At 67.4% G+C, this 21,428-nt stretch carries 16 protein-coding genes; 5 read left to right on the top strand and 11 right to left on the bottom strand.

Annotated features, from left to right (window positions below; all coding sequences use genetic code 11):
• Positions 1-13 precede the first annotated feature (13 nt).
• Together otnK and otnC are read left to right on the top strand one after the other, a co-directional pair.
• Positions 14-1,270: a 3-oxo-tetronate kinase gene (gene otnK, locus ABV408_RS18945; protein WP_353980425.1), complete on the top strand. Its 1,257-nt coding sequence runs from the start codon at positions 14-16 to the stop codon at positions 1,268-1,270.
• The gene (otnC, locus tag ABV408_RS18940) at positions 1,267-1,926 is read left to right on the top strand and encodes a 3-oxo-tetronate 4-phosphate decarboxylase (protein WP_353980424.1); all 660 of its coding nucleotides are present in this window, start codon (positions 1,267-1,269) and stop codon (positions 1,924-1,926) included. The genes otnK and otnC overlap by 4 nt, the downstream gene beginning before the upstream one ends.
• An 86-nt stretch (positions 1,927-2,012) precedes the next feature.
• Here otnC and ABV408_RS18935 read toward each other — a convergent pair whose 3' ends face one another.
• Positions 2,013-3,065 (bottom strand): zinc-dependent alcohol dehydrogenase family protein, encoded by a 1,053-nt coding sequence (locus ABV408_RS18935; protein WP_353980423.1) that lies wholly within the window; start codon positions 3,063-3,065, stop codon positions 2,013-2,015.
• 167 nt (positions 3,066-3,232) lie between these two features.
• Between ABV408_RS18935 and ABV408_RS18930 the strand changes: the two genes are divergently transcribed.
• Entirely contained in the window at positions 3,233-3,697 is a 465-nt protein-coding gene (locus ABV408_RS18930; protein WP_353980422.1) for an Lrp/AsnC family transcriptional regulator, read from the top strand.
• Positions 3,698-3,701: 4 nt separating this feature from the next.
• On the opposite strand, the gene ABV408_RS18925 is transcribed toward ABV408_RS18930, so the two are convergent.
• The 4 genes from ABV408_RS18925 to ABV408_RS18910 form a co-directional block, all read right to left on the bottom strand.
• Positions 3,702-5,066 (bottom strand): tryptophan 7-halogenase, encoded by a 1,365-nt coding sequence (locus tag ABV408_RS18925; RefSeq protein WP_353980421.1) that lies wholly within the window; start codon positions 5,064-5,066, stop codon positions 3,702-3,704.
• Complete coding sequence (gene lodA / locus ABV408_RS18920; RefSeq protein WP_353980420.1) at positions 5,063-7,063, bottom strand: CTQ-dependent lysine 6-oxidase LodA; 2,001 nt, start codon at positions 7,061-7,063, stop codon at positions 5,063-5,065. Before lodA ends, ABV408_RS18925 begins: the two co-directional genes overlap by 4 nt.
• Before the next feature lie 287 nt (positions 7,064-7,350).
• Positions 7,351-9,429, bottom strand: a complete 2,079-nt coding sequence (recG, locus tag ABV408_RS18915; protein WP_207036718.1) for an ATP-dependent DNA helicase RecG — start codon at positions 9,427-9,429, stop codon at positions 7,351-7,353.
• The gene (locus ABV408_RS18910) at positions 9,426-10,346 is read right to left on the bottom strand and encodes a hydrogen peroxide-inducible genes activator (protein WP_353980419.1); all 921 of its coding nucleotides are present in this window, start codon (positions 10,344-10,346) and stop codon (positions 9,426-9,428) included. The genes recG and ABV408_RS18910 overlap by 4 nt, the downstream gene beginning before the upstream one ends.
• A gap of 158 nt (positions 10,347-10,504) precedes the next feature.
• On the opposite strand from ABV408_RS18910, the gene ABV408_RS18905 reads away from it, so the two are divergent.
• A complete protein-coding gene (locus ABV408_RS18905; RefSeq protein ID WP_353980418.1) occupies positions 10,505-11,383 on the top strand; it encodes an SDR family oxidoreductase in 879 nt (292 codons plus the stop codon).
• Between the two features lie 168 nt (positions 11,384-11,551).
• Here the strand turns inward: ABV408_RS18905 and ABV408_RS18900 are convergent, their stop codons facing one another.
• Together ABV408_RS18900 and ABV408_RS18895 are read right to left on the bottom strand one after the other, a co-directional pair.
• Positions 11,552-14,734, bottom strand: a complete 3,183-nt coding sequence (locus ABV408_RS18900) for a multidrug efflux RND transporter permease subunit (protein WP_353980417.1) — start codon at positions 14,732-14,734, stop codon at positions 11,552-11,554.
• A gap of 94 nt (positions 14,735-14,828) precedes the next feature.
• On the bottom strand, positions 14,829-16,088 hold the full coding sequence (locus ABV408_RS18895) for an efflux RND transporter periplasmic adaptor subunit (RefSeq protein ID WP_353980416.1): 1,260 nt from the start codon (positions 16,086-16,088) through the stop codon (positions 14,829-14,831).
• Positions 16,089-16,455: 367 nt separating this feature from the next.
• Here ABV408_RS18895 and ABV408_RS18890 point away from each other — a divergent pair, with 367 nt between their 5' ends.
• A complete protein-coding gene (locus ABV408_RS18890) occupies positions 16,456-17,436 on the top strand; it encodes an AraC family transcriptional regulator (protein ID WP_353980415.1) in 981 nt (326 codons plus the stop codon).
• Between the two features lie 30 nt (positions 17,437-17,466).
• Here the strand turns inward: ABV408_RS18890 and ABV408_RS18885 are convergent, their stop codons facing one another.
• The 4 genes from ABV408_RS18885 to gmk form a co-directional block, all read right to left on the bottom strand.
• On the bottom strand, positions 17,467-17,856 hold the full coding sequence (locus ABV408_RS18885) for a RidA family protein (protein ID WP_035472899.1): 390 nt from the start codon (positions 17,854-17,856) through the stop codon (positions 17,467-17,469).
• Positions 17,857-18,038: 182 nt separating this feature from the next.
• Complete coding sequence (locus ABV408_RS18880; RefSeq protein ID WP_353980414.1) at positions 18,039-20,192, bottom strand: RelA/SpoT family protein; 2,154 nt, start codon at positions 20,190-20,192, stop codon at positions 18,039-18,041.
• Between the two features lie 70 nt (positions 20,193-20,262).
• Positions 20,263-20,520, bottom strand: a complete 258-nt coding sequence (gene rpoZ, locus ABV408_RS18875; protein ID WP_035472905.1) for a DNA-directed RNA polymerase subunit omega — start codon at positions 20,518-20,520, stop codon at positions 20,263-20,265.
• A gap of 167 nt (positions 20,521-20,687) precedes the next feature.
• Positions 20,688-21,365: a guanylate kinase gene (gmk, locus tag ABV408_RS18870; protein WP_353982256.1), complete on the bottom strand. Its 678-nt coding sequence runs from the start codon at positions 21,363-21,365 to the stop codon at positions 20,688-20,690.
• Positions 21,366-21,428: the final 63 nt, after the last annotated feature.

Raw genomic sequence — 21,428 nt, 5'->3', positions numbered from 1 at the left:
CAGGAGCCCCACGATGCCTCTGATTGGCTGTATCGCCGACGATTTCACCGGTGGCACCGACCTCGCCAACAATCTGGTCAAGAGCGGGTTTCGTACCCGCCAGGTCATCGGCGTGCCCGACAGCGACAGCCCAAACGAGCCGGTGGATGCCGTCGTGGTCGCGCTGAAGTCGCGCAGCATTCCTGCCGCGGACGCCGTCTCCCAGTCGCTGGCGGCGCTCGAGTGGTTGCGTCGCCAGGGCTGCGAGAAGTTCTTCTTCAAGTACTGCTCCACCTTCGACTCCACCCCCGAGGGCAACATCGGGCCGGTGGCCGAGGCGCTGATGACTGCGCTGGGGGTCGATGGCACGCTGTTCTGCCCGGCCTTTCCGGCCACCGGGCGCACGGTCTATCAGGGGCATCTGTTCGTGGGCGACCGCCTGCTCAACGACAGCGGCATGGAGCGGCATCCGCTCAACCCGATGCGCGACGCCGATCTGGTGCGCTGGCTGGGGCAGCAGACCCAGGCCGCCACCGGCCTGGTCGACCACGCTTGCCTGAGCCGCGGCGAGGCGGCCACCCGCGAGCGCATCGATCAGCTGATCGCCGAGGGGCGGCCGCTGATCGTCACCGACACCCTGGACGATGCTCAGCTCACCACCCTGGCCCGCGCCAGCGCCCATCTGCCGCTGGTCACCGGCGGCTCGGGGTTGGCGCTCGGCCTCGGCGCGCTCTACCAGCCGGCGGTCAGTGACCCCGGCCAGCTGCCGTCGGCCCAGGGCAGTGCGGTGATCCTGGCCGGTAGCGCCTCGCGCCGCACCCGCGAGCAGATCGAGCACGCCACTGCGCGTCTGCCCACCTATACCCTCGACCCGCAGCGCCTGGCTGATGATTTCGACGCCACCCTCGAGGCGGTCATGGTCTGGGCCACGCCGCAGCTCGGCGAGACGCCGCTGCTGATCCACAGCGACACCCGACCCGAGGCGGTCGAGGCGGCCCAGGCGCAGCTCGGGGTCGAGGCCGCCGGGGCGCTGATCGAGCGCGCCCTGGCGACCCTGGCCGAGCGTCTGCTCGCCCAGGGCGTGCGCCAGTGGATCGTCGCCGGCGGCGAGACCTCCGGGGCGATCGTGCAGGCGCTGGGAATCGCGGCGCTGCGCATCGGCCCCGAGATCGCCCCGGGGGTGCCCTGGACCCACGCCGCCACCGCCAGCGGCGATATCCATCTGGCGCTGAAGTCAGGCAACTTCGGCGCCCCCGAGATGTTCACCAGCGCCTGGGAGATCATTCGATGAGCGACGCCACCAGCGAACGCCAGCTACGCCAGCGCATTGCTACCCTGGGCCAGCGCCTCTATGCCCGCGGCCTGAGCCCGGGTACCAGCGGCAATATCAGCGTGCGTCTCGACGAGCAGAGCTGGCTGTGCACGCCGACCAACTCCTGCATGGGCGAACTCGAGCCGGAGGCGATCAGCCGGCTCGACTGGGAGGGCAACCATCTCGGCGGCGAGCCGCCGAGCAAGGAGTACTTCTTCCATCTGGCCTACTACCGCCATCGGCCGGCGGCGCAGGCGATCGTCCACCTGCACTCGAGCTACTCCAGCGCGGTGGCCTGTCTCGACGATCTCGACCCGCACAACGCGCTGCCGCCGATCACCCCCTACTTCGTGATGCGCATCGGCAACCTGCCGCTGCTGCCGTACCGCCGCCCCGGCGATGCGCGGCTGGGCGACGACATCGCCCGCTACGCGTCCAAGCACGCCGCGGTGCTGCTGGCCAATCACGGCCCGGTGGTGACCGGCAAGACGCTCGACGCCACGGTCAGCGCCGCCGAGGAGCTGGAGGAGACCGCCAAGCTCTACCTGCTGCTGCGCGACAAGCCCTACCGCGAACTCAACCGGTCGCAGATCGAGGAGCTCAAGGAGGTGTTCGGTGCCGAGTGGGAGAGCTGAGCAGGGGAAGTAGAAGAGAAGGAAAAGAGGAGGAAGGACATGCCTGCGCCGGACGGGCGCAGGCAGTTGGTGGTACCCGTCTACGTCTAGGTAGCACACGCAAAGTCGGTGATCACCGTGGCCCCCACACCCTGGAACGAATCCATCGCCATCAGCGCCGCCGGCGCTTCGGCCAAGCCAATACGCCGGCCGACCAGCCGCGCCGGGTCGAGCCGGCCGTGGCGCACCATGTCGAGCATGGCGCCGTAGCGGTGCGCCTGCATGCCGTGGCTGCCCAGAATCTCCAGCTCCTCGGCGATCACCCGGTGCATGGGCAGCGGCGGCGACTGCTGGTCCCCTGCCATCAGCCCCACCTGTACGTGCTTGCCGCGGGTGCGCAGACTCAGGATCGAGTTCTGGCAGGTGAGCCGGCTGCCCAGCGCGTCCAGCGAGACATGGGCGCCACCCTGACTCAGCTCGCGGACCGCTGCGACGACATCCGCACACTGCGTGGCATTCAGCGTCGCCGTGGCACCGAGTTCCCGCGCCAGGTGCAGCTTGGCGTCGTCGATATCCACCGCCACCACCTGGGCGCCCAGGGCGCTGGCGATCATGATCGCCGACAGCCCGACCCCGCCGCAGCCGTAGACGCTGACCCACTGCCCGCCGCTGACCCGGCCCTGATCGACCACCGCCCGGAAAGCGGTGGCGAAACGGCAGCCGAGGCCCGCGGCGGTGGCGAAGTCCATGCTCTCGGGTAGTGCGACCAGGTTGAGATCGGCCTGCTGCAGACTGGTGTACTCGGCGTAGGAACCCCACTGGGTGAAACCGGGCTGCACCTGGTTGTGGCACACCTGCTGGTGGCCGCTGCGGCACTCGTGGCAGGCGCCGCAGCCGCTGACGAAGGGCACGGTGACCCGCGCGCCCGGCTGCCAGCGGGTCACCTCCTTGCCCACCGCGACGATGGTGCCGGCCAGCTCGTGCCCGGGCACGTGGGGCAGCACGATGTCGCTGTCGTGCCCCATCCAGGCGTGCCAGTCGCTGCGGCACAGCCCCGATGCCTCTACCCGCACCACGACACCATGAGGCTCGGGTGAGGGGTCGGGCACGGTCTGGATACTGGGAGGTGTCTGGAAGCTTTCGAAGACCACGGCTTTCATGGCGATGACTCGTACGCTGGAGGGTGGGAGAGCGCGGCGTGACGACTGGCCGATCCTGAGAGACAGGCTACCGCGAATGGCCGAAATAGCTTTGCGTTATTTCCCCTCATCGCGGCTGGATGGCAAGCTTGTTTTAACGAATCGCCAGAATAGAGAAGGATCTTCCCTTGAAGCCGCTGGATGACATCAACCTGCGTCTGCTGGATCTGTTGCAGCAGGATGGCCGCATGACCAACGCCAGGCTGGCCGAAGCCCTGGCGCTGAGCGAGACGCCGTGCTGGCGACGGCTCAAGCGCCTGGAAGAGGAGAAGCTGATCACCGGCTATCAGGCCAATCTGGACCGCAAGCGGCTGGGGCTGGGGGTGCTGGCCTTCGTCCAGCTCAACTGCTCGGAGCACGATGCCGGCTCGGTGGCGGCGTTCGAGCGGATCATCAACGCCAGCCCCAATATCCTCGCCTGCCACAACACCACCGGCGACGACGACTTCCTGCTGATCATCGTGGCCAAGGATCTGGACGATTACAGCCAGTTCGTGGAGCGCGAGCTGCGACGGCTGCCGGGGGTGACCAATATCCGCTCCAGCCTGTCGCTGCGCGAGGTGAAGTCGACCAACCGGCTGCCGCTGGGTTGATGGATCAGGCCACGCGGTGACCCAGCGTGACCAATCCCGCCGCGGCCAGCTCCTGCAGGCCGAGAATGATGCGTTGATCGGGCAGTTCCGGGTGGTGCTCGGCAAAATCACGCACCACCTGGTGGGAGGAGGCGCCCGATCGGCAGTGGGCGAGCAGGGCCCGTGCCTGGCCAGGCGTCAGGTGCACAGAGGCGGCCGCATCGAGCCGGGTTACCGGCGCCACCTCGGACAGTGGCGTCATGGGGTCCAGCTCGACCCGGGTGCGCCGGCGTTGCCAGAACCGCTGGTCCGGCCAGCGCGTTTCGCGGCGGTAGATGTTCCAGCGTGAGTTCAGATATTGCTGGTAGTCATCGTGCAGACTCTGCGCGTAACTGGGCAGCATGTCGGCGTTGTGGGTCAACGCATTGACCGCGACCAGCGCGCCGTGGATGCCGCTGCCCAGGGCATAGGGAATGCCCGTGGAAGACAGCGGGTCGCGCGCCGTGGCCGCGTCGCCGACGGCGACCCAGCCGTCGCCCCCGGGGTCGACGAGACGTGAGGTATGCGCGGGAAAACCGCGTGGGGGCGTGATGAAACGCACCCCTTCGGTCAGTGGCGCGATCAGTGGCATCGCTGCCAGCCGTTGCTGCCAGCACTGAGCGTCTGTCAGTCGCCGTTCACCGGCCAGATCGGCATCGCTCATCGCCACCACCACCAGACGGCGTCCCGGTAAGGGGGCCGCGTACCACCAGCCGTAGTCGCAGGCCTCGACGTGGATGGCCGAAGGGATCGTGGCTTGCGCCGGCAACTGTGCGACACGCGCGATACCGACGAGCCGGTCCTCGTGACAGCGTACCGTGCCGATGTGTCGCGCCAGCCGTCCGCTGCGCCCGGTGGCGTCGATCAGAAATCGGCTACGCAGCGAACGCGGCCCCGTCTCTTCCCCCTGCAGCTGCAGTTGCCACTCCCCCGACGCTAGACGTTGCGCGCTCCGTAAGCGGGTCCGTTGCCACAGGTGACCGCCACGCGCCTGGAACGTCTCGGCCAGCAGGCGATCGAAGCCGGTTCGGTCGAGACTCCAGCCGTTGCCGTGCAGCGTGAACAGGTAGTCGAGCGCCTGAGGGGTCTCGCCGCCCCAGGCGGCGAGACTGCCGAACGATGCCAGCGGCTGGGTGGCGCGAAAGCGCTCCCAGACACCGAGGTAGTCGAGCAGGGGGCGGGCCCCCGGCGACAGGGACTCGCCGATACGGGGTCCGTCATAGGCGTCGGCCTCGACCATGGCGATGGCGAGATCGTCGCGCTGCAGCAGCGTGAGGCCGGCGGCACTACCCGCCGGCCCGCCACCCAGGATCACCACATCCCAGAGCCGCTCCGCCGATGACCGGCTCATGTGCCGGAGGCGCGCTGGATCACGCCTTGCGCCAGGGCGGCATGGTTACGTTCACGCTCGACGAAGTAGGGGAAGCCCTCGGGGCCCTGGTTGACGATGAAACCGAGCCGGCTCCAGTTAGCGATGATCGCGGCGGTCGAGTCGATACCGCGCTGGTAGGGAACGCGCTGTCCGGCGGCGATCACCGTCTGGTCGTCGATGCGCGAGACCACCGCGTCCAGCACCTGAGCGTCGGGCTCGATGTCTCCGGTGACAACGTGCATGGGGCTCTGCGGTGGCCACCAGTAGACATAGAACGTCGGTGGCACCTGGATGCCGGTACCGTCGGCGAACTGGTTGATGCTCGGATTGGTGATGTTGGGCGTCTGCACCGTGCACTCGTGGAAGTCGGCCTGCCACGGGATCGCCATGCGTTTGGTCAGATCGCCCGGTTCACAGCCTTGACCCTCGGCTTCGTCGGCGGTGGGGCTCAGGCCGTGTTCCCGGTAGTACGTCTGCAAGCGGGCGTCGCCATGTTGGTGATGCGCCAGCTTGAGCTGTAGGGGAGCCTGATAGATGGGGGCGTTGCGCACGATCCAGGTGGTTTCGATGCCGGGTGAGAAGGGCGCGCCGACGCAGTTGCCGGTGTGGGCTTCGTCGAGCCGTTCGGCCAGGTCGCGTGATTTGGCGGCGCCGGTGCGGAACTTGCCGGCCGCCCACTGGTGCAGGAAGAAGTACTGGGTCGGCGAGAGGGTCTCGAACTTGTAGATGGGGCCCTGGTTGGTCACCGAGTTGTCGCCGGAGTTGAGCGGCATCAGCGGGATACCGTCTTTCGAGAACAGCTGGTTGGGGCCGTTGGGCACCTTGTCGATCCACTCGGCGTAATCGAGCGGCAGAACCGGCACCCGGAAGTAACCGAAGTAGCGCCAGCGATGTTCGGCATTGGCGGACGAGGCATCGCGCAGATCGAAGCCGGGGTTGGCGAAGTCGTCGAGATAGGGGATGTCGGCGACCCAGCGATAGCCCTGCATCCGTTCGATGATCGGCCTGACCTGGGTCTCGTAGTCGACTTCGTACTCGGGGTCGTAGCCTGCCAATGGGGTGTAACCGGCGTGACTCGGAAAGGCGCTGGCGGCGTCGCAGTTCTCGCGGTAGATCGCCGGGTCGGCGTTCATATGGCGGATCGCGACGTCGTAGGCGGTATCGTACAGCGTGGTGATGTTGACCAGCTCGGGGGCGTACTTGGGACTGCCGATCAATAGCCAGCCGGCCTCGGCCTCGACCGTCTCACCGCTGGTCAGATGCACGGTGGCGAGCACGTAACCGTCGGCGATGTCATCCCAGTAACCGGCGGCGCCACGGAAGGAGGTGATATCGCCGGTGCCGGTGACCTGGCCGAATCCGCTGAGGGCGATCAGGTTGCCGGCGTCATCGAGGCGTAGCTCGCCGAGCGAGTCGATCTGCTCACCACCGGCGTCGAGCGGCGGGAAGCTGCCGCACGGGTAGTCGTCGGGAATGTTGTAGCGCGAGAAAGCGACCTGGTCGCCGGGGCGCTCGATATGGCGCGGGCCGGGGTCGATGATCAGCCGCTGACGTGCCTTGTCACCGATGACACCGGGATTGTTGACCGGAATGTGCTGGTTGGCATAGCTGTTGGCGGCCCCGAACTCGAGATTGCCCTGCAGCTCGGAGAAGGTGTACCAGACCGGCTTCTTGTTGGCGATGTGCACCGTCCAGACGATCTTCTCGATGTCGTCATCGGCCAGCGAGACCGCACGGGTGCCTTCGGCATCGCGCGCGAAGACCTGGAACTTGGCCGCCTGGCGCTTGATTCTGCCGATGCTGTCCTTGAACTGCCGCACGGGCGACGGTGTGCCATCGGTGTCGATAGGATTGCCCGATGCGTCGCAAGCGATCGGCAAGCCGCCGACGCGCTCCGGCGCCAGATAGAATTCGTCCGGGCTGTTGCCCAGGCGTGCCACGCCGATACGTGGATGAATCTCGTAGTGACCGGCCATGCCGACCTCCCTGTGCACATTCGCTGTTATCGGCGGTGCAGTCCGGGTTGGCGGCACCGCTCCACGGGGCGAGTCGGAGCGGCCACTGGCGGTCGTCAGCCTTCCACGCCGGAAGACTCGCTATAGAAAAAATAGCAATTGCTAATGCAGAATTGCCAAATAAAAGAACGGGTAAGTGCATGAGTTGGCAGTTTATTTCGTCTAACGTAAATGGCTTACATAGTTAAAAGGAAAAGGCTTACACGGTTGAACGGTAATGGCTTACAGCGAGGGAGTGGCAGGTTCGTTCACACCTGCCCGTACCTGCCCGCCTCGTCGCCCAGCCAGCGCTGGATCAGCGCCGGGGCCACGTCGGGGGCCTCTTCGAGCAGTGCCGTCGCCAGCGCGGTGACGGTATCGAGCAGGTCGCGGTCGCGCTCCAGGTCGGCGATCTTCATCTGCGCCAGCCCGGTCTGGCGGGTGCCCAGCACCTCGCCGGGGCCGCGCAGTTCGAGATCCTTCTCGGCGACCTTGAAGCCGTCGGTGGTGTCGCGCAGGATGCCCAGGCGCTCGCGGGAGTGGTGCGACAGCGGCGGGTGATAGAGCAGCACGCAGTAGCTGTCGACGCGCCCGCGGCCGACCCGGCCACGCAGCTGGTGCAGCTGGGAGAGCCCCAGGCGCTCCGGGTTCTCGATGATCATCAGGCTGGCGTTGGGCACGTCGACCCCCACCTCGATCACCGTGGTCGCCACCAGCAGATCGAGCTCGCCACGCTTGAAGGCGTCCATCACCTCACCTTTCTCGGCGGCCTTCATGCGCCCGTGGACCAGCCCGATCTGGAGTGCCGGCAGCGCCTCGGTCAGGGTGTCGCGGGTGACTTCTGCAGCCTGACAGGTGAGTGCCTCCGACTCTTCGATCAGCGTGCACACCCAGTAGGCCTGGCGACCCTCGGCGCAGGCGCTGCGGATGCGCTCGATCACCTCCGGGCGGCGCTCGTCGGGCACCGCCACGGTATGCACCGGGGTGCGCCCCGGCGGCAGCTCGTCGATCACCGAGAGGTCGAGATCGGCGTAGGCGCTCATCGCCAGGGTGCGCGGGATCGGCGTGGCGGTCATGATCAACTGATGCGGGGTCAGGCCGCCGTTTTCGCCCTTCTGGCGCAGCGCCAGGCGCTGGTGCACACCGAAGCGGTGCTGCTCGTCGATCACCGCCAGCCCCAGGCGCTGGAAGCTGACGTCATCCTGGAACAGCGCATGGGTGCCCACCACCACCTGGGCGCGGCCATCGGCGATCGCCGCCTTGGTGTCGCCGCGCGCCTTGCCCTTGAGCTTGCCGGCGAGCCAGCCCACCTCGATGCCCAGCGGTTCGAGCCAGCTGCGGAACTGGCGGAAGTGCTGCTCGGCGAGAATCTCCGTCGGCGCCATCACGGCGGCCTGGCAGCCGCCGGCGACCGCGGCCAGTACCGCCATCGCGGCGACCACGGTCTTGCCCGAGCCGACATCGCCCTGGACGAGACGCAGCATCGGTACCTCGCGCTCCAGGTCGCGCCCGATCTCGTCGAGCACGCGGCGCTGGGCCTGGGTCAGCGAGAACGGTAGCTGGGTCAGAAAGCGCGCCTGCAGATGGCCGCTGCCGGCGAGCTTGGGGGCGCCGTCGGTCTGGATGCGCAGGCGCACCTGACGCAGGCTCAACTGGTGCGCCAGCAGCTCCTCCAGCGCCAGCCGGCGCTGGGCCGGATGGCGCCCGGCGGCGAGCACCTCCTGCGGGGCGTCCGGCGGCGGCTCGTGCAGATAGCGCAGCGCTTCGAGCAGGCCGGGCAGGCGAAAGCGCTGGCGCAGCGTCGCGGGAATCCACTCCGGCAGCGCGTCCGGCGCCTCCGCCAGGCGCTTCAGTGCCTGCTGGATCAGCGCCCGCAGGCGCGGCTGGGCGAGCCCTTCGGTGGCCGGGTAGATGGGGGTCAGGTGCTCGTCCACCGGCGGCGCTTCGCTCTGCACCAGACGGTACTCGGGGTGGTAGATCTCGAGCCCGGTGCTGCCGGCGCGGGCTTCGCCGAAGCAGCGCACCTGCACGCCCTTTACGAACTGCTGCTGCTGGGCCGGCGAGAAGTGGAAGAAGCGCAGGCTGAGAATGCCGGAGCCATCCTTGAGCCGCACCAGCAGGCTGCGCCGGCGCCCGCGGATCACGTCGGCGGCGCTCACCTCGCCCTCGACCACCGCCTCGGTCCCTGCCCGCAGGGTGCCGATCGGAGTGATCCGGGTACGATCCTGGTAGCGCAGCGGCAGATGGAACAGCAGATCGGCGATCTGGACGATCCGCAGCCGGGCCAGCTTGAGCGCGAGTGCTTCGCCGACGCCGGCGAGGTCGGTGACCGGTGCGTCGAGGCTCATGCCGCCTCGACGTCGCTACCGTGAACCTGATCGATCGCCTGGATCAGCGCATCGATCGCGCGCGGCCGCGGGAAGCTGGCACGCCAGGCCAGGGCCACGCTGCGGGTGGGGGCGTCACCCTTGAACGGCCGGCTCTCGAGCAGGCCACCCTCGTAGTGGCTGGTGCCGATGGCCAGTTTGGGCAGCACCGTGATACCGAGCCCCGAGGCGACCATGTGGCGGATCGTCTCGAGCGAGCCGCCCTCGGCGATCAGGGTGTTCTCGGGGTTGTTGAGCTGGGCGCTGATCGCCGGGCACGCCTCGAGAATCTGGTCGCGGAAGCAGTGGCCCTCGCCGAGCAGCAGCAGGCGCTCCTTGAGCAGATCCTCCTTGTCGATCGCGGCGCGCTCGGTCCACGGGTGACCGGCCGGCAGCAGGATCTCGAATGGCTCCTGATAGAGCGTCTTGGTGACCACGTCCGGCTCGTTGAACGGCAGCGCGACGAAGATCGCATCCAGCTCGCCGCTACGCAGCTTACGCCGCAGCACGCCGGTGAAGCTCTCTTCGATGTACAACGGCATCTGCGGGGCGATGCGCGACAGCGCCGGAATCAGATGCGGGAACAGATAGGGGCCGATGGTGTAGATGGCGCCGATGCGCAGCGGGCTGATCAGCTGGTCCTTGCCCTCGCTGGCCATCTCCTTGATCAGCGTCGCCTGCTCCAGCACGCGGTGCGCCTGCTCGACGATACGCTCGCCCAGCGGCGTCACCTGTACGGTGGACTTGGAGCGCTCGAACAGCGCGATGCCCAGCTCTTCCTCGAGCTTCTTGACCGCCACCGACAGCGTCGGCTGCGAGACGAAGCAGCGTTCGGCAGCGCGACCGAAGTGACGCTCCTGCGCCAAGGTTACGATGTAACGGAGTTCTGTTAGAGTCATGAGGTGGGACCGAAAGGCTCCCTTAATTCGCAGAGAAGAGAATCATCGCAAAGGGCCGTAGACGTCACTCACGTCTGCGACCTGAGACCGTCTCTCGTGGTCATTCGTGTCTTCACGGATGTATTAACAAGGATGTTTTACCAAGAGGCCAGGGAAAGGTGAAGAAAACCACATTAATTCTAGGTTGCGGCGATATCGGCACCCAGCTCGGCAAGCAGCTGATCGCCGCCGGGCATCGCGTGATCGGCGCGCGGCGCAACGCCGGCGCGCTGGAAGGCACCGGGATCGAGCCGGTGGCGCTGGACGTCACCGACGACGCGGCCTTGGCCGCGCTACCGGATGCCGATTTCGTGGTCTACGCGGTGACCGCCGACCGCTTCGAAGAGAGCGCCTACGCCGCGGCCTATCCGGAAGGGCTCAAGGCGGTGATCGCCCAGTTCGCCCAGCGCGAGGCGCCGCCCAAGCGGCTGTTCTTCGTCTCCTCGACCAGCGTCTACGCCCAGCAGGGCGGCGAGGAGGTCGACGAGACCTCGCCCACCGAGCCCAACGGCTTCTCCGGCACGCTGATGCGCGAAGCCGAGCAGGCGTTGCTCGACCATACGCTGCCGGGCACCGTGGTGCGTCTCTCCGGCATCTACGGCCCGGGCCGCGACCGCCTGATCCGCCAGGTGAAGGAGGGCCGGATCGCCGCCGCCAACCCGCCGATGTACTCCAACCGCATTCATCGCGACGACTGCGCCGGGGTGCTGGCGCATCTGATCGGAATGGCCGAGCGCGACGAGCCGCTGGAGTCGATCTATCTCGCCAGCGACGGCGAGTCGGCGCCGCTCCACGAAGTGATGGCGTGGATCGCCAAGCAGCTCAAGGTGGAAACGCCGGAGGTGATCCAGTCACCGCTGCGCCGGCGCTCGAGCAAGCGCTGCAACAACGCTCGCCTGCGCGCCTCGGGCTACACCTTTCACTACCCCTCCTTCCGCGAAGGCTACGCCGATATCCTCAAGCAGGGCGGTTTTCTGCGCGACACCGCCAAGGCGTGATGTCGGGCGGCGATGATGCCGCCCGCCAACGCTCAGCCAGTCGAGAGATAGCCAGTCAATGCGAGATACGACAGAGCGCCCATTGCCGGGCGCTCTGTCGTTACTGGGTGGTTATCGAGTGGTTATCGAGTGGCTAGCGCCTATTCGGCACGCCTCGTGCGAGCTGGCCTATCTGACGTCGTCCATCCGCTCGGTACTCTCGCCTGCCAGCGTCGAGCCGTGATCCTGGCGCAGCGGCCCGGCCAGCTTGCGCAGCGCGACATAGAACACCGGCGTCAGCAGCAGGCCGAACAGGGTCACCCCGAGCATGCCGGCGAAAACCGCGACCCCCAGCGCCTGGCGTACCTCGGCGCCCGCGCCGTGGCCCAGCGCCAGCGGTATCACCGCCGCGGTGAAGGTGATCGAGGTCATGACGATCGGGCGCAGGCGTAGACGGCAGGCCTCCAGCGCCGCGGCCACGGTCTCGCGACCCTCGAGCTCCAGCTCGCGGGCGAACTCGACGATCAGGATCGCGTTCTTGCACGCCAGCCCGATCAGCACCACCAGCCCCACCTGGACGAAGATATTGGTATCGCCGCCCACCAGGCGCACCCCGATCAGCGCCGAGAGCACGCACATCGGCACGATCAAAATCACCGCCAGCGGCAGGGTCCAGCTCTCGTAGAGCGCGGCCAGCACCAGGAACACCAGCATCACCGCCAGCGGGAACACGATCAGCGCGGCGTTGCCCTGGGTCGCCTGCTGATAGCTGAGATCGGTCCACTCGAAGTCGATCCCTGCCGGCAGCACCTGGGCGCCGATCCGGGTCAGCTCGGCCATCGCCTGGGGCGAGGAGAGCACCCGCGGGTCGGCCTCGCCGGCGAGATCGGCGGCGGGGTAGCCGTTGAAGCGCAGCACCGGGTCGGGGCCGAAGGTCTGGTGGACCTTTATCATCGAGCCGATCGGCACCATCTCGCCCTGGGCGTTGCGGGTGCGCAGGCGAGCGATGTCCTCGACGCTGTCGCGGTAGGGGGCGTCGGCCTGGGCAATGACCTGCCAGGTGCGGCCGAACTGGTTGAAGTCGTTGACGTAGGTCGAGCCCAGATAGGTCTGCAGGGTGTCGAAGAGGTCGGCCACCGCCACCCCCTGCGACTTGGCCTTCAAGCGGTCGACGTCGGCATCGAGCTGGGGCACGTTGGCCTGATAGCTGGTGATCGGATAGGACATCCCCGGGGTCTGCATCACCGCGCCCTGGAAGGCGTTGACCGCTTCCTGCAGCGGGCCGTAGCCGAGGCCGCCGCGATCCTCGAGGAACAGCTGATAGCCGGAGCCGTTGCCGAGCCCCAGGATCGGCGGCGGCATGAACGAGAAGGCGATGCCGTCCTTGAGCGCGCCGAGCTTGCCGGCGAGTTCGGCATTGATCTCCGCTGCCGTGCGGGTGCGCTCGGTGAACGGCGTCAGGGTCAGAAACGCCAGACCGGTGTTGGAGGTGTTAGTGAACTGCAGGGCATTGAGCCCCGGGAACGAGATCGCATGCTCGACCCCATCGGTGTGCATGGCGATATCCACCACCTGGCGCAGCAGGGCGTCGGTGCGTTCGAGGGAGGCGCCCTCGGGCAGCTTGACGCCGGCGATCAGGTACATCTTGTCCTGCACCGGAATGAACCCGGGCGGCACCGTCTTGAACAGATAGCCGGTGGCCCCGAGCAGGATCAGATAGATCACGAACACCGCGCCGCGGCGTTTCAGGCTGCGCGACACCACGCCCCGATAGCGTTCGGAGCCGGCGTTGAAGAGCCGATTGAAGGGCCGGAACAGCCAACCGAACAGGGCGTCGATCACCCGCGTCAGGCGATCCTTGGGCGCATCGTGGGGCCTGAGCAGCATCGCCGCCAGGGCCGGCGACAGCGTCAGCGAGTTGATCGTCGAGATGACCGTGGAGATGGCGATGGTCACCGCGAACTGGCGATAGAACTGGCCGGTCACCCCGGAGAGAAAGGCCATCGGCACGAACACCGCGCACAGCACCAGGCCGATGGCCACGATCGGCCCCGAGACCTCGCGCATTGCCTGATGCGCCGCGGCGCGTGGCGCCAGCCCCTGCTCGATGTTGCGCTCCACGTTCTCCACCACCACGATGGCGTCGTCGACGACGATACCGATCGCCAGCACCAGCCCGAACAGGGTCAGGGTGTTGATCGAGTAGCCGAGCAGCAGCAGCACCGCGAAGGTGCCCACCACCGAGACCGGCACCGCCAGCAGCGGGATCAGCGAGGCGCGCCAGGTCTGCAGGAACAGCGTTACCACCAGCACCACCAGCAGCACCGCTTCCAGCAGGGTCTGGATCACCGAGTGGATCGAATCGGTGACGAACAATGTGGTGTCGTAGACGCTGCGATACTCGAGCCCGGCGGGGAACTGGGTCGCCAGCTCGTCCATGGTGTGGATCACCTGGTCGCGAATCTCCAGCGCGTTGGCCCCGGGCGACTGGAAGATGCCGATCGCCACCGCGTCCTTGCCATCCAGACGGGCGCGCAGGGTGTAGTCGCCGGCGCCGAGCTGCAGCCGGGCAACATCCTTGAGCCTGAGAATGTCGCCGTCGGCGCCGGTCTTGAGCACGATGTCGCCGAACTCCGCCTCGCTGGTCAGGCGCCCCTTGGCGTTGATCAGGGTCAGGAAGTCGCTGTCCGGCATCGGCTCGCCGCCGATCTGCCCGGCGGAGACCTGCACGTTCTGGTCGCGGATCGCCGCCACCACGTCGCCGGCGGTCAGGCCGTGGGCGGCGACCCGGTCCGGGTCGAGCCACACGCGCATGGCGTAGTCGCCGCCGCCGAACAGCTGCGCCTCACCCACGCCGGGGATGCGCGCCAGCTGGTCGCGTACGTGAAGGCGGGCATAGTTGCGCAGGTAGAGGGTGTCGTAGCGGTCGTCCGGCGAGACCAGGTGGACCACCATCAGAAAGGTCGGTGACTGCTTCTGGGTGGTCACGCCCTGGCGGCGCACCGCCTCGGGCAGGCGTGCCAGGGCCTGGCTGACCCGGTTCTGCACCCGCACCGTGGCCTGTTCGGCGTCGGTGCCGGGGCGGAAGGTGACGGTCATCTGCAGCACCCCGTCGGAGCCGGCGACCGACTTGTAGTACATCATCCCCTCGACGCCGGTGATCGCCTCCTCGAGCGGCGCAGCGACGGTGTCGGCGATCTCCTTGGGGTTGGCGCCGGGGTAGACCGTGCGCACCAGTACCGAGGGCGGCACCACCTCCGGATACTCGCCGATCGGCAGGTTGGGGATCGAGATCGCGCCGAGCGCGAGCATGACTATCGACAGCACCGCAGCGAAGATCGGGCGGTCGACGAAGAAACGTGAAACATTCATGCCTTGGGGCTCCTGCGCGGCGGATGCGATGCCCGCCGCTTGTCGTCGTTCCCGTGAATGGGGGGGCCGGCGGCGCACCTGGCGCCGCCGCCGCTCAAGAGCGCGTTGCGAGCGCGCCTTCGGCCGTGGGTTGCGGGTCGGTCGGTCGTGGATCGACCGGATGCGGTGAGATGGTCATGCCGGGGGCGTAGATCTTCTGGGTGCCGTTGACCACGATGCGGTCTCCCGGGGCGAGGCCGTCGCGGATCACCACCCGGTCGCCGACCGCGGCGCCGGTCACCACCGGTTGCGGCGTGACGCTGTTGTCATCGGCCACCCGATAGACGAAGCGCCGATCCTGGTTGGTCAGCACCGCCTGGCGGTCGATCAGCAGCGCCGCGGTGAGCGAGGCGACGGGCATCTCGACGCGGGCGAACTGGCCGGGGCGGATGCGCCCGTCCGGATTGTCGAGCACGGCGCGGTAGGTCAGGGTGCCGGTGGTGGGGTCGATACGGTTATCGACGAAGTCGAGCCGACCGCGATGGGGAAAGCCGCTCTCGCCGGTGAGACTGACCCGCACCGCCACGGGGTGGTCGGGGTCGACGCTCGCCAGCGTGTTCTCGGCGCCGCTCTCGTTGCTGTCGAAATAGACATAGAGTGGGTCGACCGAGACCAGCGTGGTCAACAGCGTCTGGTCGGCGCTGGCCAGGTTGCCGCGGGTGACCAGCGCTCGCCCGATGCGGCCGGCCACCGGCGCGGTGACGCGGGTGTACTCGAGGTCGAGCTCGGCGCTGGTGAGCGCGGCGCGGGCCTGCGCTTCACGCGCACGGGCATCCTGGGCCGCCGCCTGGCGCTGGTCGTGCTGCTCCTGGGAGATCATGTGGCGGCCGATCAGCCGGCGCGAGCGGCTGGCTTCGACATCGGCGAGCTGACGCTGGCTACGCGCCTGGGCCAGGGCCGCCTTGGCGGCATCGACGCGCGCCGCATAGGGGCGCGGGTCGATGCGCAAGAGCAGATCGCCGGCCTTGACCAGCTGGCCCTCGGTGAAGGCGATCTCATCGACATAGCCGCTCACCCGCGGGCGTAGTGCCACGGTCTCGGGCGCCTCGATGCGTCCGGTGAAGGTCTCGGTGAGCGTGATCGGCTCGGCTGCGACGGTGGCGACATCGACCTCGGGCGGTGGCGGGGCGGCGGCCTGGGGCTCGCCGTGGGCATCGCAGCCGGCCAGCAGCAGCGCTGCCAGCAGCCAGGTGGTTGTGAGCCAAGTGATTCGTAGCCAGGTGGTTCGCAGATACGCGATCTGCCGTCCCGTGATCGGCGTGACGGCGGCCAACCTCGCGCCAGGCGCGGGGGGCTGGTTGAACTTCTCCATCATGGTTCGCTCCGTGTGACATTCCCCGAAGGAGGGCAAGCTATTGGCTCAACTTAAGTTGAGGTCAAGCGTGGCGGGGAAACCGCCCGGGGGCATGGAGTGCCAATCTAAAGGCTGGCGGTGGTGGGGCGTTATCGGCTTCCTGTCGATTGCTTGCCCGATTCTCCGCAGAAACCGGTCAGCCACGGAAGGGGTTTCGGGACCGCCTGGGCGAGGGGCTGGCGCAAGGACGGCGTCTTGCCGAATTCTTCAGAGTACTTGCCCGATTCTGCAAGTCTCTGCCAGACGCGCCCAATATCGCCGAAAGTGGGCTTATACTCGCGCTCTATCGCTTGATGCCTTTCCATCCGTCCAGCAGGGGAGTGACGCCGTGACCGCCGCACAGGCCATCCCGAGGCACGCCGAGTCGTCGTTCGACGCCTTGATGAATACTCTCGTGGCGCGCATTCTCGCCCATGCCGACGCGGAGGGGTTCACTGCCAGCGCCATTCCCGGTCTGGAGCTGGTGCGCGCCAATTCGACCACGGCCTGCATGGGCTCGCGGGTCTACGAGCCGGCGCTGTGTCTGATCGCCCAGGGCGCCAAGACGGTGTGGCTGGGGGATCGCCAGATCGACTATGGCCCGCTGAGTTGCATGGTCTCGGCGGTGCCGCTGCCGATTCTGGGCAAGGTGACCCAGGCCTCGCCCCAGACCCCGTATCTGGGCATCAAGCTCACGATCGACCCCCAGGAGGTCACCGATCTGATCCTGGCGATGGGGCTGCCGGTGGCACGGCAGCCGGAGGAGGAGTTGTGCCCGGAGGGGGCCTGCGGGCTCGGCCATGTCCTGGCCGATCAGGGGATGCTGGAAGCGTTGTCGCGTCTGGTCGGGCTGCTGGATACGCCTCAGGACATCGCGATCCTGGCGCCGCTGGTGCGGCGGGAGATCCTCTATCGGGCGCTGGTCGGGGAGTTGGCACCCTATATGCGCAAGTTCGCCATGGTCGATGGCCAGACCCACCGCATGGCCCGGGTGATCGAGGTGCTCCAGGCGCGCTTCCGCGAGCCGCTGCGGGTGGGCGATCTCGCCGACATGGTGAGCATGAGCGAGTCGTCGCTGTTCCACAGCTTCAAGCAGGTGACGCGGATGTCACCGCTGCAGTTCCAGAAGCGCCTGCGTCTGCACGAGGCGCGCCGGCTGATGCTGGCCGAGGGCATGGAAGCCGCCACGGCCAGCTATCGTGTCGGCTACAGCAGCCCTTCCCACTTCAGCCGCGAATACAGCCGCATGTTCGGGGTGCCGCCGCGGGCGGACGTGATCAAGCTGCGCGGCGATCTGCCGGCAGCGACACCGGCATCGGCGGGGCGCTGAGGCGCCGCCACCGTTGCCGGCGTGCGGGGCTCAGTCGCCGATCACCATGACCGCCTCGGCTTCGACCAGGCTGCCCTTGGGCAGCTGCTTGACGCCCACCGCGGCGCGCGCAGGGAACGGGGCGCTGAAGAACTCCTCCATCACCTTGTTGACCACGCCGAAGTTGTCGAGGTCGGTGAGGTAGAGGTTGAGCTTGACGATGTCCTGCAGCGAGCCGGCGGCCTCCTTGCAGACGGCGGAGAGGTTGGTGAATACCTGACGCGCCTGGGCTTCGAAGTCGTCGGAAACCATCTCCATGGTGGCCGGATCGAGCGGGATCTGGCCGGAGAGATAGACGGTGTTGCCGGACTTCACGGCTTGGGAATAGGGGCCGATGGCGGCCGGGGCGTTGTCGGTGTTGATAACGGCTTTGTTGCTCATGGCGTACCCTCCAGGTGTTATCGATTGAGATACCGCGATCTTTTTCTGCGTATCGGGCTGCGCTTCACGTTTTATCGCGTCCCGGAACGACGTAAAAAACGACGCCCCGCCGTGGTTGGCCATGGCGGGGCAGCGTGTGTTCGTCTGTCTGGCCGGCGCGGGTGGGCGTCGGGATCTTGCTATCAGCTTCTCGCGCGAACGATGCGGCCGATGTGATTCAGATTACGCAGGCGCTTGATGATCCGGGCCAGGTGGACACGCCCCTTGACCAGAATGGTCAGGTTGACGATCGATAGCCGGGCATCGCGCTCTTCGATGCCGATGCGCTCGATATTGGCATCGGCGTCGGTGATCAGGCTGGCCAGTTCGGCGATCAGCCCGCGCCGGGTCTCCACCTCGATGCGCAGCGGCACCGGGAAATCCTGCTCGATCTGGTTAGACCACGTCAAGGAGACCAGCTTGTCGGGGTCATCGCGCAGCTCATCGAGATTACCACAATCGTGGCGGTGCACGACGATCCCCTTGCCGATCGACAGATGGCCGATCACCGGGTCGCCGGGCAGTGGGTGGCAGCAGCGGGCAAAGCTGATCGCCATGCTCTCGGAGCCGTTGATGACGATCGGTCCGGTGTGCGGGCCCGTATTCGACGAGGTGTCCGGCGACCCTGGGGCGTCCTCGTCGTCGCTCAGGCTGGCATCGGCAAGGCGCTTGGCGGTGGCGTGGGCCAGCCGGGTACCGAGGCCGATGGTCTCGAGCAGGTCATCTTCGTTGGCCAGGTCGAGCTCCGCCAGCAGCGCCGTGAGACGCTCCGCGGGCAGCTTCTCCAGGCTGGTGTCGAAACTGCCCAGCGCACGGTTGAGCAGGCGCCGGCCGAGCTGGATCGCCTCGCTGCGCTGCTGGCTCTTGAGCGCGTGACGAATCGCCGAGCGCGCTTTGGCGGTGATCACGAAGTTGAGCCAGGCAAGATTGGGCCGGGCGCCGGGCGCGGTGATGATCTCCAGGGTCTGGCCGCTCTCCAGCGGGGTCGAGAGCGGCGCCAGGTGGCGGTCGATACGACAGGCGATACAGCTGTTGCCGATATCGGTGTGCACGGTATAGGCGAAGTCGACCGCCGTGGCCCCCTGGGGCAGCTCCATGATGTCGCCCTTGGGGGTGAAGATGTAGACATCGTCGGGGAACAGGTCGTTCTTGACGTGTTCGATGAACTCCAGCGAGTCACCCGCATGGCGCTGCATCTCGAGCAGCCCGCGGACCCACTCGCGGGCCCGGGCGTGGCTGCCGACGGCGATCGGCCGCTCGGTCTGGCCGGCCTTGTAGAGCCAGTGGGCGGCGATACCGTTGTTGGCCATCGCCTCCATCTCGCGGGTGCGGATCTGTACTTCGATCGGCATGCCGCTGGGCCCGAACAGGGTGGTGTGCAGACTCTGGTAGCCGTTGGCCTTGGGGATCGCGATGTAATCCTTGAAGCGCCCGGGGACCGGCTTGTAGAGGTTGTGCACCGCGCCGAGGATGCGATAGCAGTTGTCGACATCGTCGGTGATGATGCGGAAGCCGAACACATCCATGATCTCGGCGAACGGCTTGCGCTGGTCGTGCATCTTGCGATAGATCGACAGCAGATGCTTCTGGCGGCCGACCACGCTGCCGGTGAGATCGTCCTCGTCCAGCCGACGCTGCAGGCTGGTCTGGATCTGGCGCATGGTCGTGCGGCGGTTGCCACGGGCCCGGGCCACGGCGCGCTTGATGCGCTCGGCACGCATCGGGTGGATCGCCTGGAACGAGAGATCCTCGAGCTCGACGCGGATGGTGTTGATCCCCAGGCGTCCGGCGATGCGGGCGTAGATCTCCAGCGTCTCGCGGGCGATACGGCGCTTCTTGTCGGGTCGCAGCGCCCCCAGGGTGCGCATGTTGTGCAGGCGGTCGGCGAGCTTGACGATGATCACGCGGATGTCCTGGGACATCGCCATCACCATCTTCTGGAAGTTCTCGGCCTGGGCGACCGCCTTGTCCTCGAAGGTGATCTGGGTCAGCTTGGAGACGCCGTCGACCAGCTCCGCCACCGCTTCGCCGAACTGGGCGGCGAGGGCATCCTTGGTCACTCCGGTATCCTCGATCACGTCGTGCAGCATGGCGGCCATCAGGCTCTGATGGTCCATGTGCATGTTGGCGAGGATATTGGCGACCGCGAGGGGGTGGGTGACGTAGGGCTCGCCGGAGCGGCGGGTCTGGCCGTCGTGGGCCTGCTCGGCGTAGTAGAAGGCGCGCCTGACCTGCTGAATCTCCTCAGAGGGTAGATAGCCGCCGAGGCGATCGGCCAGGTCATCGATGGTGAACATACAGCGCGCCTATTCCAGGAGTCGTGCCGGCGTCACGCCGAGGCGCGGGCCGCGGGCTCGCAAAGCTCGTTCAGAGTTCGAAATCCTGGTGCGGTTCGGGGCGCGGACGCGGCGGAGCGGCTTCGACCGGCTCGTCGAGCACGCTCTCGTCGATCTGGCCGGCGGCGATCTCGCGCAGCGCCATCACGGTGGGCTTGTCGTTCTCCCACGGCAGCAGCGCGTCGCGAGAGCCGCGCGAGAGCTGGCGGGCGCGCTGGGAGGAGATCATCACCAGCTTGAAACGGTTCTCGATATGGTCCAGACAATCTTCGACGGTCACGCGTGCCATGGTGGTAACCCTGCTGCCAGAAAATGAGTGGTCGCACCCCAGCCGAAGCGGGGCCATGCGGGACCGTGCAGTCTACTGGACCTTTGGCGTAGCTGACAAGGTGAAAGGCCCGCGTGCCGCCCGCTGGCGCGGGGCGGCGCGATGCTCGCCATGGCGCGGAATGAGGGTCAGCGCGGGGTATCGAGCAGCTCGGCGAGCAGGCTGGCGTAGCGCGTGCGCACCTTGTCGAGACGCGAACGGCGCGCGTGCACGATGCACTCCAGCTCGTGCAGGGCGTGCTCGAAGCTGTCGTTGATGATCACGTGCTCGTACTCGTCGAAGTGCGACATCTCGCTCACCGCATCGCGCATGCGCCGGTCGATGACCTCGGCGTCATCGGTACCGCGCCCGGCCAGACGCTCGCGCAGCGCCTCCTTCGAGGGCGGCAGGATGAAGATCGATTCGGCCTCGGGAGCCAGTTCGCGGACCTGGCGCGCGCCCTGCCAGTCGATCTCGAGGATCACGTCCTCGCCCAGTGCCAGGCGCTTTTCCACCTCGGCGCGGGAGGTGCCGTAGTGGCGGTCGAAGACCCAGGCGTGCTCGAAGAACTCGCCGCGCGAGATCATCGCCTCGAAGGTCTCCTCGGTGACGAAGTGGTAGTTGACGCCGTCCGCCTCGCCGGGCCGCATGGCGCGGGTGGTGTGGGAGACGGCGACGCCGATCGCCGCGTTACGTTCGAGCAGCGCGCGCACCAGGCTGGTCTTGCCGGCTCCGGAAGGGGCGGAGACGATGTAGAGCGTGCCCTGGGCGGCAGGCGTGGCAGCAGCGTTGGCGAAGGCGGAGACCGGGGTGTCGGGTCGAGACATGACGGGGCCGTGATCAGGGTGCGTGAAGCCGCACAGTATGCCACGAATCCACTGGGGGTTGGG

Source organism: Salinicola endophyticus (assembly GCF_040536835.1).
Taxonomy (GTDB): Bacteria; Pseudomonadota; Gammaproteobacteria; order Pseudomonadales; family Halomonadaceae; genus Salinicola; species Salinicola endophyticus_A.
Note: the sequence above shows the minus strand (reverse complement) of the source record. Positions and strands in the feature narration are given on the sequence as shown.

Coding starts and splice junctions, on each gene's coding strand:
- ABV408_RS18885 (WP_035472899.1), bottom strand. CDS start 17,856: ATGAGCAACAAAGCCGTTATCAACACCGACAACGCCCCGGCCGCCATC.
- ABV408_RS18900 (WP_353980417.1), bottom strand. CDS start 14,734: ATGAATGTTTCACGTTTCTTCGTCGACCGCCCGATCTTCGCTGCGGTG.
- lodA (WP_353980420.1), bottom strand. CDS start 7,063: ATGGCCGGTCACTACGAGATTCATCCACGTATCGGCGTGGCACGCCTG.
- ABV408_RS18925 (WP_353980421.1), bottom strand. CDS start 5,066: ATGAGCCGGTCATCGGCGGAGCGGCTCTGGGATGTGGTGATCCTGGGT.
- ABV408_RS18910 (WP_353980419.1), bottom strand. CDS start 10,346: ATGACTCTAACAGAACTCCGTTACATCGTAACCTTGGCGCAGGAGCGT.
- ABV408_RS18880 (WP_353980414.1), bottom strand. CDS start 20,192: ATGTTCACCATCGATGACCTGGCCGATCGCCTCGGCGGCTATCTACCC.
- gmk (WP_353982256.1), bottom strand. CDS start 21,365: ATGTCTCGACCCGACACCCCGGTCTCCGCCTTCGCCAACGCTGCTGCC.
- ABV408_RS18935 (WP_353980423.1), bottom strand. CDS start 3,065: ATGAAAGCCGTGGTCTTCGAAAGCTTCCAGACACCTCCCAGTATCCAG.
- otnK (WP_353980425.1), top strand. CDS start 14: ATGCCTCTGATTGGCTGTATCGCCGACGATTTCACCGGTGGCACCGAC.
- otnC (WP_353980424.1), top strand. CDS start 1,267: ATGAGCGACGCCACCAGCGAACGCCAGCTACGCCAGCGCATTGCTACC.
- recG (WP_207036718.1), bottom strand. CDS start 9,429: ATGAGCCTCGACGCACCGGTCACCGACCTCGCCGGCGTCGGCGAAGCA.
- ABV408_RS18895 (WP_353980416.1), bottom strand. CDS start 16,088: ATGATGGAGAAGTTCAACCAGCCCCCCGCGCCTGGCGCGAGGTTGGCC.
- rpoZ (WP_035472905.1), bottom strand. CDS start 20,520: ATGGCACGCGTGACCGTCGAAGATTGTCTGGACCATATCGAGAACCGT.